12 protein-coding genes are annotated in these 14,551 nt (G+C 46.3%); 9 read left to right on the top strand and 3 right to left on the bottom strand.

What is annotated here, in order from left to right; genetic code table 11:
- Nucleotides 1-372: 372 nt before the first annotated feature.
- Entirely contained in the window at nt 373-2,133 is a 1,761-nt protein-coding gene (locus FSU_RS01495) for a hypothetical protein (protein ID WP_014545147.1), read from the bottom strand.
- Between the two features lie 560 nt (nt 2,134-2,693).
- Here FSU_RS01495 and rplU point away from each other — a divergent pair.
- Both rplU and rpmA read left to right on the top strand, forming a co-directional pair.
- Nucleotides 2,694-3,179 carry a 50S ribosomal protein L21 gene (rplU, locus tag FSU_RS01490; protein WP_014545146.1) on the top strand — a complete coding sequence of 162 codons (486 nt, stop codon included), beginning with the start codon at nt 2,694-2,696 and terminating at the stop codon, nt 3,177-3,179.
- Nucleotides 3,180-3,182: 3 nt separating this feature from the next.
- Nucleotides 3,183-3,443 (top strand): 50S ribosomal protein L27, encoded by a 261-nt coding sequence (gene rpmA / locus FSU_RS01485; RefSeq protein WP_014545145.1) that lies wholly within the window; start codon nt 3,183-3,185, stop codon nt 3,441-3,443.
- 120 nt (nt 3,444-3,563) lie between these two features.
- Here rpmA and FSU_RS01480 read toward each other — a convergent pair whose 3' ends face one another.
- The gene (locus FSU_RS01480; RefSeq protein ID WP_014545144.1) at nt 3,564-4,949 is read right to left on the bottom strand and encodes a TrpB-like pyridoxal phosphate-dependent enzyme; all 1,386 of its coding nucleotides are present in this window, start codon (nt 4,947-4,949) and stop codon (nt 3,564-3,566) included.
- 343 nt (nt 4,950-5,292) lie between these two features.
- Here FSU_RS01480 and tgt point away from each other — a divergent pair, with 343 nt between their 5' ends.
- From tgt to hemC, 7 genes are all read left to right on the top strand, one after another.
- Nucleotides 5,293-6,441 (top strand): tRNA guanosine(34) transglycosylase Tgt, encoded by a 1,149-nt coding sequence (gene tgt, locus FSU_RS01475; RefSeq protein ID WP_014545142.1) that lies wholly within the window; start codon nt 5,293-5,295, stop codon nt 6,439-6,441.
- 162 nt (nt 6,442-6,603) lie between these two features.
- Nucleotides 6,604-9,099 (top strand): InlB B-repeat-containing protein, encoded by a 2,496-nt coding sequence (locus tag FSU_RS01470; RefSeq protein WP_014545141.1) that lies wholly within the window; start codon nt 6,604-6,606, stop codon nt 9,097-9,099.
- A 29-nt stretch (nt 9,100-9,128) separates the two neighbouring features.
- Nucleotides 9,129-10,301 (top strand): putative heme d1 biosynthesis radical SAM protein NirJ1, encoded by a 1,173-nt coding sequence (gene nirJ1 / locus FSU_RS01465; RefSeq protein WP_014545140.1) that lies wholly within the window; start codon nt 9,129-9,131, stop codon nt 10,299-10,301.
- A gap of 22 nt (nt 10,302-10,323) precedes the next feature.
- Nucleotides 10,324-11,187, top strand: a complete 864-nt coding sequence (locus FSU_RS01460) for an Lrp/AsnC family transcriptional regulator (RefSeq protein ID WP_014545139.1) — start codon at nt 10,324-10,326, stop codon at nt 11,185-11,187.
- The gene (locus FSU_RS01455) at nt 11,172-11,471 is read left to right on the top strand and encodes a hypothetical protein (RefSeq protein ID WP_049858406.1); all 300 of its coding nucleotides are present in this window, start codon (nt 11,172-11,174) and stop codon (nt 11,469-11,471) included. Before FSU_RS01460 ends, FSU_RS01455 begins: the two co-directional genes overlap by 16 nt.
- A 24-nt stretch (nt 11,472-11,495) precedes the next feature.
- The gene (hemA, locus tag FSU_RS01450) at nt 11,496-12,749 is read left to right on the top strand and encodes a glutamyl-tRNA reductase (RefSeq protein WP_014545138.1); all 1,254 of its coding nucleotides are present in this window, start codon (nt 11,496-11,498) and stop codon (nt 12,747-12,749) included.
- A 12-nt stretch (nt 12,750-12,761) separates the two neighbouring features.
- Nucleotides 12,762-13,817, top strand: coding sequence for a hydroxymethylbilane synthase (hemC, locus tag FSU_RS01445; RefSeq protein WP_014545137.1), 1,056 nt, complete (start codon nt 12,762-12,764; stop codon nt 13,815-13,817).
- Nucleotides 13,818-13,950: 133 nt separating this feature from the next.
- On the opposite strand, the gene FSU_RS01440 is transcribed toward hemC, so the two are convergent.
- The gene (locus FSU_RS01440; RefSeq protein WP_014545136.1) at nt 13,951-14,508 is read right to left on the bottom strand and encodes a deoxycytidylate deaminase; all 558 of its coding nucleotides are present in this window, start codon (nt 14,506-14,508) and stop codon (nt 13,951-13,953) included.
- Nucleotides 14,509-14,551: the final 43 nt, after the last annotated feature.

Here is a 14,551-nt window from a genome sequence, read left to right as displayed (position 1 = left end):
TATAAAATTCCGAAGTAAAGATAGTAAAAACACGATGCTGTCATTTCCGACTTGATCGGGAATCTCCTGTTATTAGCCCACTTGAAGGGGAAAGCCTTCCCCTGATTTCTGTTTTGACAGGCAATGCCATAGAAAAGGTTGGTGAGCCTGTCGAACCCTCCATCACCCCTTCGCCTAAGGGCTCCGCCCCTAAAACCCCTGTCGCAATAAAATTCTTTTGTGAAATCATTCCCGATTTGGTTTAAAAGTTGTTTATCTTGTTTGTGATTTGCTTGCGATGAAAAAAGAGCCGTTCTATAAAGAACGACTCTGAGATTCTATTCGATAGTCAAATAAATATTTGAAAATCTGTGTCCCTATGCAGGGTGTTTTTTAATTGCTTGAAACTTTATGCAAGTTGAATCCGAGGATGATTCTGTCTCCGGTGTTTTTGATACGTTTGATTTCAAATTTAAGTTGTGTAACTCCAGCAGGAATGATAAGTTCCGCAAATCGATAGGTTGCAACGGAATTTTCAGGTGTGTTCAGTATTTTTCCCGTCTTACTATCTTTTATCGTTAAAGTATAATTTGATGATACTTCTGATTCGTTCAAAGCGTAGTCTCCACGTACTAGCCATGCGATTGCTGCGGCGTATTTCTTTCCTGGTTCTACGCTAGCGACGAAAGTCTCTGTTTCGTTTTTGAAGAAATCATCGTTGTTTCCGTACCAATAACGAGATACGTTTTTTGACATCAATTCCTGTATAGTTGATATATGCTTTCCTTGGACGAGTACTTTATTACTGTTGTAGTACAAATTGGGTAGCTCTTCACTATAGGCTGTAAGCCAAAGTGCTTTCACTACTTCTGGATGCCATTTATAGAATGGTTGTTTTGAAAGAAGGACTGCCGTCATGGCTGCAGCAAGAGATGATGCTCCCCAGTTGTCTGAATAACCTCTAACGTGTTGTGCAAGAGCGTTTTGGGGACCATATTCGATAACTTGTTTGTCGTATTTGAAATACATGTTGCCCAAGTGGTATATTTCAGGTTTTGCGTAACCTGCTGCGTATGGTAAACGGGGTACGTTAACTTTGTTTACGAAAAGACCTTTTTGTGTGCCATTTTCATAGTAGATTTGCTCAATTCCGCCTACACTTATTGCGTTCATTGCGATGCCAGCTCCGGTTTTTGTTCCGTTTTCTGTGTAAGGAACGAATTCAATCACGCGATTATTGTATATGTAATCGTCCAAATAAGCCGATTCTTCGTTATAGGTGACGACGTTCTTTGATGATGTGGCGATTGTGTTGCCTATATGCATGTCGAGCGTGTATGGATTCTGAGGATGTGCTGCAAATTTACCTTGTTTTCTTGCATCACCCTCATCAATTGTGTACCTTGTGGCGTAAGGTGCGATTGCAGACACGAGCTTGTCTGCAAAAAAATGGTCTATTCCTAATTTGTAGTCGCGTAGAGCGTATTGATTGGATTGGGTTTCATTTTTGCAACTTTGCTTTGTTATGTCTATTTTTTTGTCGCCGACAACATTGTAGATGTTGATTCCCGAACCTAGACTTCCCAAACATAAGCTTAGGTGTAGGTGGTTTCCTGTGGAATTGCAGGTAAAACTAGTTTTGTCGTAATTGTCGTAGATGCTTACGCCGAAAGATGTTCCCGTCACGTAATCTAAAAGCATTTGACGATCGTTTTGCTTGTAGAAATGTTTGTTAGTTGGTAGAGTTCCTGCGACTACTTTGCATTCGTCGCCGTTATTGCTTCTGTATCGTGCTGCGTTGTTTGATAGGTTGAGTGGCTGGTAATTGTTTCTCGGGGCGTCTCGTTCTTCACGTGGATTCACATAGGTGTCGAAAAAGGCTTTGAACGATTTCTTGTATCCATCCATGTAATAAATGCTTTCGTCTGAATTGTAGATTGCGTATGATTTTGTAACTCTGTCGTTTGAATTTGTTTTTGCTAAGATGTTGTGATTTGTTTTTTTATTTTGGTTTATAACTTTTGTTTTTTCGTATACTACGATGCCTGGATTTTGGGCGTCTTTGCTATTGATTGCTTTGCCTTGAGCGTTGTATGTTGCAGCGTTTGTTGAAATTGCTAAGCATGACATTAGAAACATAGATAGATGTTTCATGCATCCTCCTTATGTGTAAAGGTTATTTTGTTTGTTTTGTTTAAACTAACTTTGTGTTAGCGGGCGTAAATGATAAAAATAAATTAAAGGAATTAACTTACACGAAACTTTTATTTTTGTAGTATTGCGAAAATAAATTGGTCAAAAAGTAAGATGCTTTTGGATAAATGTATTAATTTGTATCATCTTAGTATCATATAAAGTTTTGTTTCTTTGTTTGTAATAAAATAGTAATGAAAATGATTCTGAATTTATGTTCATTATATACGGTGGGGACGTGCGAACTTTTTGGTTGCACATGCGTGCTTTTTTTGAAAAAGTTGCGCGTGCGTTTGGACGGGGTGGGTGAGGCGAAAAACTTAAAAAGTGCTGATGATTTTGAACTGGAGTGCCCGGTTTGACGCTTTTTGTGAAAATAAAACGGCTGTTATTGCCTTTTTGTCTATGAATTCTTGCTTTTTTAGCCAATTTTCCTCATTTTTACCCTTAATCCCCTTTGATTTTTTGTGCTTTATTACTAAATTTGGGACTCCAATAGCAACCTAAAAAGGATTACAAAAATGTATTCTATTGTTGAAACAGGTGGTTTCCAGTATAAAGTCGAACTCGGCAAGGCCTACAAGGTCCCGACGATCGACGCAGCTGTTGGTTCTGAACTGGAGCTCAAGTCCGTTCTTCTTTTCTCCGGAAAAGAAGTGCAAGTCGGCACCCCTGTCCTGAATGACGCATCTGTCAAGGTCGAAGTTCTCGCCCATGGCAAGGAAGACACGATTATCGTGTTCAAGAAGAAGCGTCGTACCCGTTACGAACGTCGTAACGGTCATCGTCAGGGCTATACCGAGGTGCTCGTCACGGAACTCCGCTCCGGCGCTGAATCTGCAGTCGTTGACCCTCAAGTTATTACCCGCAACCGCGCTCGCGTGGCTGCCCTTGCTAAGCAGAAGGTTCAGAACAAGCCGCTCACTCGCAAGGAAAAGATCGCTCAGGGACTTCCGAAGCCGGCTAAGGTCAAGAAGAACTCTCTGCGTAAGGCTAAGGAGGCTTAATCCATGGCACATAAGAAAGGTCAAGGTTCAGTACGTAACGGCCGCGACAGTAACGCCAAGTACCTTGGTGTTAAGAAGTATGCGGGCGAAACCGTCAAGGCTGGCAACATCATCGTTCGTCAGCGCGGTTCTCACTTCCACAAGGGCAACAATGTCGGTATGGGCAAGGACTTTACCTTGTTCTCCCTCGTTGATGGCACTGTGAAGTTCGAACGCCTCGATGCAAAGCGCCAGAAGGTCTCTGTCTATCCTGAAGAAGCCTAATAACTTTGGTTAGCTTTTAAAAGCCGGACGCGAAAGCGCCCGGTTTTTGTTTTTGCCTTTTATGAAACAGAAAAACGCCCAGCAATCCGCTGGGCGTTTCTGCTTAATGACAACTTGTGATTAGCCTTCGACCTTCGGAAGCTGGGCGAGGCTCTTGGCAATGTCTTCATCCGTCGGGATGTAGTCGCTCATTTCGCCGTCGTTGAACTTCTGGTAAGCAACCATGTCGAAGTAACCCGTGCCGGTGAGACCGAATACGATGTTCTTGGCCTGACCGCTTTCCTTGCACTTGAGAGCTTCGTCGATCGTTGCGCGGATGGCGTGGCTGGATTCCGGAGCCGGGAGGATACCTTCGGTCTGGGCGAAAAGCTTTGCGGCTTCGAAGACCTTAGTTTGTTCGACAGACGTTGCACGCATGAGTCCCTGATCGTAAAGTTCAGAGAGAATGCTGCTCATGCCGTGGTAGCGGAGGCCACCAGCGTGGTTTGCAGACGGGATGAAGCTAGAACCGAGCGTGTACATCTTGGCGAGCGGGCAGACCTTACCGGTGTCGCAGAAGTCGTAAGCGTACTTACCGCGAGTGAAGCTCGGGCAGCTTGCCGGTTCCACAGCGAGAATATCGTAGTCGGCTTCGCCACGGAGCTTTTCGCCGATGAACGGGCTCACGAGACCACCGAGGTTAGAACCACCGCCAGCGCAACCGATGATGAGGTCGGCCTTCACGCCGATCTTGTCGAGTGCAGCCTTCGTTTCGAGACCGATGACGGACTGGTGGAGGAGCACCTGGTTTAGCACGGAACCGAGAACATAGCGGTAACCCGGCTGCTTCACAGCGGCTTCCACAGCTTCGGAAATAGCGCAGCCAAGGCTACCCGTGGTGCCCGGGAATTCGGCGTTGATCTTGCGGCCGATGTCGGTCGTCATGGACGGGGACGGGGTGACGGATGCACCGTAGGTGCGCATCACTTCGCGGCGGAACGGCTTCTGTTCATAAGAAACCTTCACCATGTAAACCTGGCAGTCCAGTCCGAAGAAGGCACTGGACATCGAAAGGGCGGTACCCCACTGGCCTGCACCCGTTTCGGTCGTCACGCCCTTGAGGCCCTGCTTCTTAGCGTAGTAGGCCTGAGCGATGGCGGAGTTGAGCTTGTGAGAACCCGAGGTGTTGTTGCCTTCGAACTTGTAGTAGATGTGAGCCGGAGTGCCGAGAGCCTGTTCGAGGAAGTAAGCGCGAACGAGCGGAGACGGACGGTACATCTTGTAGAACGTGCGGATGTCTTCCGGAATTTCGATGTAAGCGGTATCGTTATCAAGTTCCTGCTTGATGAGTTCATCGCAGAAAACCGGCTGCAGGTCTTCGAAAGTCACCGGCTTGCCGGTTCCCGGGTTCAGAAGCGGAGCGGGCTTCTTCTTCATGTCGGCGCGGACGTTGTACCATGCCTTCGGAAGTTCATCTTCGTGGAGATAAGTCTTGACCTGACCATCGATCTTGAGCGAGTTTCTCATAGTGTATCCTTTAATTTTGTGTAACCGCACCCAATTATATTAAATCAAATTTGCGTTGACAACAGCATTTGTGCAAAAAGGCCTGTGTATATGATTAACCTTGATTGGTGGCGGTGCTTTCTTGAAATTTTAAAATTTTTTAATATATTGTTTCTATCACCATCATAAACATTAGGAGCTCCTATGGCCATTGACCACAATCTCTTAACGGGACAGTTTCGTCCTCTTGGCGAAAACAAAATTGAGCATACCCTTTCTGCAAGCCAGAAGGTTTTGCCTACACATACGGGGAAAAGCGCAGTGCGCCATTTGACCCCGCGAAAAAGTCGAAGTACGAAAAGTCGTGAAGCTTAACGAAAATCCTTTTGAACTGTTAAAGAAATCTGCAAAGTCCAAGGCGCGTCTTGGCGTTATCCATACGGCGCATGGCGATGTGACTACACCTGTTTTTATGCCGGTGGGTACTGCCGCGACGGTCAAGGGGCTTACGAGCCGTGATATCCGCGAAATTGATGCAGAAATCATCTTGGCGAATACGTACCACCTCTATTTGCGACCGGGTACAAAGCTCATTGCAGAGGCGGGTGGTGTGCAAAAGTTCATGAGCTGGAACAAGCCGATGCTTACGGACAGCGGTGGATTCCAGGTGTGGAGCTTAAAACAGTTCCGAAAGATTACCGAAGAGGGCGTCCAGTTCAAGAGTTTGCTGGACGGTTCTCGTCATTTGTTCACGCCGGCGAGCGTGATGAATGCGCAACGTGAAATCGGTGCGGATATCATTATGGCGTTCGACGAATGTACTCCGTACCCGAGTACTGTTGAAGAGGCGGAAAAGTCGCTTGCGCTTACGCTCAAGTGGACGCGCGAGGCGAAGGAATGGCTTTTGGCAAATCCGCCAATCCACGGCTACCCGCAGTTTTTCTTTGGAATTGTGCAAGGCGGCATGCACAAGGAATTGCGACAGAAGTCCATCGAAGCGCTCAAAGAAATTGAGCCAGATGGTTATGCGATGGGTGGGCTTTCGGTTGGCGAGCCTGTCGAGACGATGTATGAAATTGCGGACTTTTGTACAAATTTATTGCCTGAGGACCGCGCCCGCTATGTGATGGGTGTAGGAACGCCGTGGAATTTGCTGGAGCTTGTGAAACGTGGCGTAGATATGTGCGACTGCATTTTGCCTGCGAAAAATGCACAGGATGGATTAGTTTATACGAGCCGAGGCGTGCTCCGTTACAAGGGCGCGAAATTTGCGCACCAACACGATTTGCCGCTCGACCCGAACTGCGATTGCTATTGCTGCCGTAACTATAGCCGTGCGTATTTGCGCCATCTGTTCAAGGAAAAAGAACCGCTTGGCTGGACGCTCGCGGCAATCCACAATTTGCATTTCTACATCCACTTGATGAAAGATGTTAAATCTAACATTGCAGACGATACCTTCGAAGAATGGGCTGATGAACAAGTGAAAATGCTGCAAGAAAATGCGGGATAAAATCATATTGTAGCATATAATACCTTTGTTGTAGCATATTAATCGCGCTATCGTTAATTTTGAAAAACGTGTCTAAAAAAGCATGGATAAATCCTGCTCTAGGTTGGATTTATATGTATATTGATGAGCGAGTGGATGATTGCTATATATTAGGGAGAAAATATGTTGAGGTCATTTTATGCTTTTATTTGCTTGCTTATCGCGGGAAATGCTTTTGCCGTAGTTGCAGTTAGGGATACGATTTATATTGATTACGATTTGCAGGGAGGAACGAATAATCCTGAAAACTTATCTTCCTATTTGTATAAATATAGCGATCGCTCGGACGCCCCTTCAATTAATTTTTTCCCGCCCACCAAGGATGGTGCCGAGTTTCTGGGCTGGTATTTTAATTCATCTCCTTACGATAATAACGCAATTACCTATGCTGATGCTGTTATTTCTGTCACCCGCACCCAAAATGGACGGTTGTCGCTTTATGCTCGTTGGGGAGTGAAGGCGAAAATCCCGCAACAGAACGAGTCGGGGTGTATGCTTGTCCACGATGCTGCAGAACTCTACGGTGCTGTAAAAGTTTCTGATAGCTTAATGCGCAAAAATAAACAAATTTGCGTTTCCATTGAAAATGATATCGTCGTTAACAAAAATCTCTTGGCTTCCGATGGAACCCCGAATGAGGGATCTCATTACTGGTGGAAACCTTTTGGGAATTTTATGGGTGTCATTGAAGGGAATGGTCACACCATCTCGGGCTTATATGGAAATGTCGGACTTGTTAATCTTGCTGAAGGTGAACATAATGCTTTAATTCAAAATTTAGGAATCATTGATTCTTATTTTGCTGGCAATGGTTATGTCGGTTCTTTTATTGCTAATACGCTAGGCTTTGGAACTTCACTGAAGAATGTTTATAGTACGGCTACTTTGGATAGCAGGGGGAGCTATGTCGGTGGTCTTGTCGGTTATGCCCGTGTTCAACAAGACTATTGTATAGATGTTACTCTTGAAACTTCGATAAGCAAAGCCCCTCGTGCAGCCAACACTTATGATAATAATCATAATGCGGTAACTGTAGAAAATGCTTATTTTGCTGGACGTTTGGTGGGGTATCGCGGAGGTGGCCTTGTGGGCGGGACTGATTTCTCCGTTTTCAAAAATACCTTCTTTGTAGGAACTGCTGAGGCAAAGGAGATTTTTTCGGCAATTAGCCAAAAAGGTCTGACTCAGTGTCAAGATTTTCCGAACTGGAAAGTCGTTGCTGAAAATACTTTTTATATCGATACCTATACTAATGACGAATTTGAAGCGAGTGCGGCTTCTGCCACAGCTTTTTCCGATGGAACCGTTCTTGAAAAAATCGTGAAGGGGTCCAGTTACCCCATCTGGACGCAGGATATCGGCAAGGACGCTTACCCGAAATTGAACGGCGTGTATTACGATATTGCGTATGATTTGGCCGGTGGCGTCAATGACTCTGTTAATCCGAGCTATTACAAGCCTGAACAGGAAGTGCTGTTGAAGCCTGCGTCAAAGGATGGTGATATTTTTGAAGGTTGGTTTGCCGATTCAAATTTTACAACACCGGTAGAAAAAATACTTGCTACGGATAAAGGAAATAAGAAGTTTTTTGCCAAGTGGAAAAAGGGATATTCCATCACTTATGTGAATGATGGCACTTATTCTTCTGTGTTGAATCGGAATCCGGTTTATCGTTATGCGGATTCTGCAACATTTGTGTTGAAAGAACCCTCTAAAAACGGGAAAACTTTCGTTGGCTGGTACTCGGATTCTTCCTTTACAACTAAGGTAACGGAATTGCCCACGGGTAACACCGAAGATATTGTTCTTTATGCCAAATGGAGTGCCCGAGAAATCAAGATTATTTACAACTTGGACGGCGGCACAATGGGTGATGCGAAAAATCCGGAAACAGCAATGAGCGGAGAAAGTATTTTGCTTAAAAGTCCGACTCGTGAAGGATTCCTTTTTCGTGGCTGGATAGGCCCCAATGGTGGTAATTTGGATAAATTAGGTGACTTTGATCGTTCCATTTATGTCAATTCGAAAGACGATGAATTTAATTTGAAAGCTGTATGGATTTATGCACCTCAAAAACCAGCAACAGATGCTGACGGCTGTTATCTTGTAACGAATGTTCATGAACTGTTCTATTTTGACGAAATTGCAAACAATGAATTAAGCGAAAAACCGCCTATAAAATCCTGTATCAAAATCATGAACGATATCGTTGTGAACGAAAACATGAATAAAGATTATGTTGATTGGCATCCGATGAACTATGAAAATATTTTTGCAGGAATCATCTATGGAAACGGACATTCCATCAGTGGCATGTATATGAGCTGTAATTTCTTCTATAACGATAACTATAAAGCTTTTTATGGGTTGATTGAAAATAAGCCTTATCAGCAAGTTTATCCTGAAGTGCAGAATTTATATCTCGCTAATTTCTATTTCGCCAATGAATATTATGATAAGGTTTTGCTCAATGTAAATGGTAGGGATGGTGTTGGTGGTCCGAGAAGCGGAATTCGCAAGACGATTGACCCGACCCCGTTGAAGAAAAATTTTGCTCCTCGGTATGACGCTAAAGGTCGCAGTATGAACGCACGTCCTAATTATGGAGTCTATTTCTGATATAGAGAAAAATTTCTAAATTTGGGCGCATGATCAGTATTACTAAGCTTTTGATGGACACCCCTAATTTCGGGGATTCTCTTCGTTATGAACCGCGTGCCCACGAATCCAAGAACGGTGTGGGCCCGGGCCGTGGTCCGGTGGTGGTGTGGAACTGCACCAAGACTTGCAACCTGAAGTGCGTGCATTGCTATGCCCGTTCAGAGGCCATCAAGTACCAGAACGAACTTTCACACGAAGAGGGAATCAAGCTTATTGATCAGCTTGCGGATTTCCATGTGCCGGTGATTTTGTTCAGCGGTGGCGAACCGCTTTTGCGCCCGGATTTTTTTGAACTCGCGAACTACGCAGCAAGCAAGGGCATCCGTCCGACGATTTCGACGAACGGCACCTGCATTACTCCGGATGTGGCTCAGAAGCTCAAGGCGATGGGCGTTGGCTATGTGGGCATCAGCTTGGATGGTTGCGAAGAAACTCACGACAAGTTCCGCGGCAAGCAGGGCGCGTACCAGATGGCTTTGCGCGGAATTCGCAATTGCGTGGCAACGGGCCAGAAGGTTGGGCTCCGCTTCACGATTACGAAGTACAACTATCAGGACTTGAACGCTATTTTCGATTTGCTCGAAGCGGAAAACATTGATAGAGTTTGTTTCTATCACCTTGTCTATAGCGGTCGCGGAAGTGCGATGGTCGATAACGACTTGAATCACGAAGAGAGCCGCAAGGTGATGGACTTGATTATTGACCGCACTTTGGACTTTAAGAAGCGCGGCGTGAACAAGGAAATTTTGACGGTCGACAACCACGCAGATGCCGTTTATCTGTACCAGCGCATGAAGCGCGAAGACCCGGAACGCGCCGAAAAGATTTTGGATTTGATCCAGCGCAATGGCGGTAACCGCAGTGGCATGGCATTTGGCAATATCGATAGCATTGGCAATGTGCATCCGGACCAGTTTACGCAATATATCACGCTAGGAAACGTTCGTGAACGCAACTTTGGCGACATCTGGACGGATGAATCGAACCCGATTATGGCGGGTCTCAAGAACCGTAAGCCGATTCTCAAGGGACGCTGCCCGAATTGCAAGTTCTTGAATTTGTGCAACGGCAATTTCCGTACGCGTGCCGAAGCCGTTACTGGCGATTTTTGGGCTGAAGATCCGGCTTGCTATTTGACGGATGAAGAAATCGGGCTGTAACGCCCCTTGCGATGTGCCGCAAATGCTGAGTCAAAAACTTCTCGCGATTATTCAAGACGGCTTTCCGTTGGTGGAACGCCCGTATAAGGCGCTTGCGGAAATGTTGAATGTTTCGGAACAAGAAGTTTTTGATGAAGTTGAGAAAATGTGCGTGTCCGGCGTGATTCGCCGTATCGGTGGCGTGTACGATTCCAAGAAACTCGGCTTTATTTCAAGGCTTTGTGCAGGGAAGGTACCTGCTTTGTCGCTTGATTTTTCTGCAGAACCGCATTCGCAAACGCCGATGGAAAAGTTCGCTACAGTCGTGATGAGCGAACCCGCGATTACGCATAATTACATCCGCAGTCACGAATACAATGTTTGGTTTACGGTCATTGCCGAAAATGAATCCGCAATCCAGACGGTTGTTGACCGCGTGTGTGCGCAAACGGATTTGCACGATGTCCATGTCCTCACCGCCACAAAGAAGTATAAAATCAATACGGTGATGTCATTAGACGAGAGACGAAAGACGAAAGACGAAAGAGGCGAGAGTGCCCCGGCTTTGCGTCATTCTGAGGACCAAGTCCCGCGTCTTTCTGACAACCGAAGGTTGGAAGAATCCAGTAATTTCTTGGGAAAACTCACTGACTCCGACAAGTCCCGAATCCACATCGCTTGTGACGACATTCCGCATACGCTCACTCCGTTTAAGGACTGGGGCGTTTCTTGCGATGAACTTCGCGAGGATCTTGCCGCCAAACGCATGCGTCGCTTTGGTGCAATCCTCCGTCATCAAGATGCGGGTTTCCCATGCAATGCGATGGTCTGCTTTAGTTTAGATGAGAGACGAAAGACGAAAGACGAAAGAGGCGAATGCTGCGGGGATGCTTGCATACCCCCATAGCTGAGCCGACAGGTCTTGGCACGAAGTGCAAAGACGAAAGTGTGCTCGCAAATTCGGAAAGAGCGGGTTCTCTACTTGCAAAAAAACATTACGTGTCGCATTGTTACGAGCGTCCGTCTTTTGAAAATTTTCCGTACAACTTGTATGCAATGATGCATGCTCAGACTCCCGAAGAATTGGACGGTTATATCAAGGAATCCGTGGCTTTGCTTGATAATCCGGAATACGTCGTTCTCCATTCGCTCAAGGAACTCAAGAAAACGAGCTTTAGATTTTTTGCGTAGTCCAATCTTTTCTATCTTTGGGTTATGCGCAAAATTTACATGGCAGGCATGAGCCACAAGGTGGCTGAAATCGCGATTCGCGAAAAGTTTTATATCCCGATGGATGTAAAGACCGAGGCGTTGATGCATTCTCCGTTTGATGAACTTTTGATTTTGGCAACGTGCAATCGCACGGAAGTCTATGTGGCGAGTGACCGCGAAATCTCTGATGGTGAACTCGTTCGTTATGTGTGTGGACTTGCCCGTCAAGACTACGATGATTTTGCGAAGTTCTTTTATTTTAAGTCGGGTGACGATGTTGCGCATCATGTGATGAACGTGTGTGCCGGGCTTGATTCTGTCGCCATGGGTGAGGATCAGATTTTGCACCAGATTGGCCGCGCGTACGAAACGGCGCACCAGCTGAATGCAACGGGTAATACGCTGAACAAGCTTTTTCAGAGTGCGATTCATACGACGAAGCGCATCAAGACCGAGACGAACTTGAGCAAGCTCAGTTGCAACATTCCGTTCTTGGCGATGAAGCAAGTGCAGAAGACTTTTGACGATCTTGAAAATCGTACTGTGTATATCGTGGGGCTTGGCGAGATGGGATCGCTGATGCTCAAGTATGTACAAGAAAATACGACCAAGATTTTTGCAAGCAGCAAGACTTTTGCAAATGCTGAAAAATTTGCGGATGTGCTTACTCCTGTGAAATTCGAAGACCGCTACGAAGTCCTTGGCAAGTGCGATGTCGTTATTCTCTGCAGCGCTTGTCAGGAACCGATTGTCACGAAAGATGAATTTGTTAAGGCTATTCAGGTTGCAGATTCCATCGATGTCCCATCAAAGCGCCTTGTCGTTGACCTCGCGAATCCGCGCAATGCTGAAGCTTCTATTGGTGAACTTCCGGGCGTTGAATACGTTTGCGTTGATGACCTTGAAAAAATCGTTTCTGAAAATCGCCGTTTGCGCATGATTGAATTTGATGCGGCTCAGAAAATCTTGAAAGAAGGTCTTGATGAATTCTTGCATTGGAACCGCATGGATGAGGTCTCTAAGCAAATTCATTTGCATGCTGAGAAAATGCTCACGACGGCAAATGAAGAATCTGAAAAGTTGTTGCGCTCCATGCCCGAGCTTTCGGAAGATGACCGCCATCGCATCCAGATGATGTACGAACGCTTTGCGAAGAAAATGGCAAATGACTTTTTGTATAAAGTCAAAGCCGAAAATTCTCCTGAAGATGTGCAGGTTTTCCTGAAGTGCTTGGATTCAAAATCTCCTAGAAATTAGAGGAGGCTTGCTGTGAGTGACTTGAAATTACGTATCGCAACGCGCAAGAGCGCTTTGGCTTTGGCCCAGACGACGATGGTGGCAGATGCTATTGTCGCTGCTAATTCTGTTATTGGGAATGCCGCCGATTCTAATAATGCCCGCGATTCTCTGACTTATGAACTTGTCTCCATGACAACCGAAGGCGACCGCCGTTTGGATAAGTCGTTGGCGAGCTTTGGTGGCAAGGGCGTGTTCATCAAGGAACTGGAAATTGCGCTCCTCGAAGGTCGTGCCGATATAGCGATTCACAGTTTGAAGGATATGCCTGCTGAAGTGCTGCCGCAGTTCAAGCTTGCTGCAGTCTTGAAACGCGAAGACCCGCGAGATGCATTCCTTTCGCGTGGTGGTTCGGCTGGAATTCGCTTTATGGATTTGCCTGCGGGCGCTCGTGTCGGTACGGGAAGTATTCGCCGTGTGGTGCAGCTGAAAGCGCTCCGCCCGGATTTGGAATATGTGCCGATTCGCGGAAACATCCAGACTCGTATAGGCAAGCTTGCGGAACTTGATGGCGTTGTGCTTGCGGCGGCGGGCCTTAAGCGTATGGGGCTTGCTGACCAGGTGACGGAATACTTTAGCACTGAACAGATGCTCCCCGCAAGTGGTCAGGGAATCCTTGCAATTGAAACGTTGAATGATGCAACTGTTCAAGAATCGCGCGTCACAGGTCGTGCGGACCTTGCGCAGATTCTCGCTCGCGTGAATGATGTCGCGACATATTGCATTGCTTCTGCTGAAATGGCTTATTTAAAAGCGCTTAACGCAGGCTGCCAATTTCCAGTGGCAAGCTTCGCAGAATTTGTTTGCGAAGATGGTATTGAAAATCGCGGCACTTGTGGCGCACTCGAAGAGAATGCTAATAGAATTGCGCAGACTTTGAAAATTCGCGGCATTTACTGGGACGAAAAATCAGAAAAACTGCTCCGTGCAGAAGTCGCCGGAAACGTTGATTTGAACTCGGAGGATTGCGTTCAGCAATCCAAGAACTTGGGCATTGAACTCGCCTGTGCAATTCAAAAACAATTGTAACTTACACTGTCATTCCCGACTCCGTTTGGGAATCGCCTTCTTGTATCGCAAAAAAATATCCCGCGCATTTTGAATGAGCGGGCTCTAACATTTTCGTCATTGCGAGTCGCGTAGCGACATGGCAAACTATACGTTATTTCTTTTCAGGCTTCGATACAACGGGTTTGATTCGTTTGCCGCAAAGCGTTACGATGATTCCAGCTTGTGCGAACATGTAGTAAGCCGTGTCGCGGTTGTTGTTCAACGTGGACTTCGGATCGTAATCGTCCTTGGTCACGAAAACTTCGGCAACGCCTGAAAGGCTGATGTCCAAAGAGCAACGTTCGCACGGGAATCCAATCACGTAGAGCTTGGAACCTGGAGGAACTTTTCCGCGGGCGTAGTGAAGTGCGTTGATCTCGGCGTGAACCATGAACGGATACTTGTTCGCCTCGAATTCGTGGTGGCTTAAAAGCTCGCCCGAGTCGGCATCTAGCAAATCGTAGGCGAGGAGTTGCTTTTCGCGCGTGTACGGAACGGTCTCGTCGTCAAATCCAGCGGGAGCGCCGTTGTAACCCGTGCTGATAACGCGCCCGTCGGCGCTCACAAGAACGGCACCCATTTGGGTATTTTGGTCTTTGGAAAGGCGTGCCTGGGCACACATCATCTGCGTATAGACTTCGTCGCGAAGCTTTGCTCTAGAACTATTCATGCTAAAAAATATAGGCAAAATTTTAATGGCGAAGTTTTTCTAA

This window comes from Fibrobacter succinogenes subsp. succinogenes S85, from assembly GCF_000146505.1.
Classification (GTDB): domain Bacteria; phylum Fibrobacterota; class Fibrobacteria; order Fibrobacterales; family Fibrobacteraceae; genus Fibrobacter; species Fibrobacter succinogenes.
Note: the sequence above shows the minus strand (reverse complement) of the source record. Positions and strands in the feature narration are given on the sequence as shown.

Excerpts from the sequence above, each read along its gene's own strand:
- FSU_RS01495 (WP_014545147.1), bottom strand. The coding sequence starts at position 2,133 with ATGAAACATCTATCTATGTTTCTAATGTCATGCTTAGCAATTTCAACA.
- rplU (WP_014545146.1), top strand. The coding sequence starts at position 2,694 with ATGTATTCTATTGTTGAAACAGGTGGTTTCCAGTATAAAGTCGAACTC.
- rpmA (WP_014545145.1), top strand. The coding sequence starts at position 3,183 with ATGGCACATAAGAAAGGTCAAGGTTCAGTACGTAACGGCCGCGACAGT.
- FSU_RS01480 (WP_014545144.1), bottom strand. The coding sequence starts at position 4,949 with ATGAGAAACTCGCTCAAGATCGATGGTCAGGTCAAGACTTATCTCCAC.
- FSU_RS01470 (WP_014545141.1), top strand. The coding sequence starts at position 6,604 with ATGTTGAGGTCATTTTATGCTTTTATTTGCTTGCTTATCGCGGGAAAT.
- nirJ1 (WP_014545140.1), top strand. The coding sequence starts at position 9,129 with ATGATCAGTATTACTAAGCTTTTGATGGACACCCCTAATTTCGGGGAT.
- FSU_RS01460 (WP_014545139.1), top strand. The coding sequence starts at position 10,324 with ATGCTGAGTCAAAAACTTCTCGCGATTATTCAAGACGGCTTTCCGTTG.
- hemA (WP_014545138.1), top strand. The coding sequence starts at position 11,496 with ATGCGCAAAATTTACATGGCAGGCATGAGCCACAAGGTGGCTGAAATC.
- FSU_RS01440 (WP_014545136.1), bottom strand. The coding sequence starts at position 14,508 with ATGAATAGTTCTAGAGCAAAGCTTCGCGACGAAGTCTATACGCAGATG.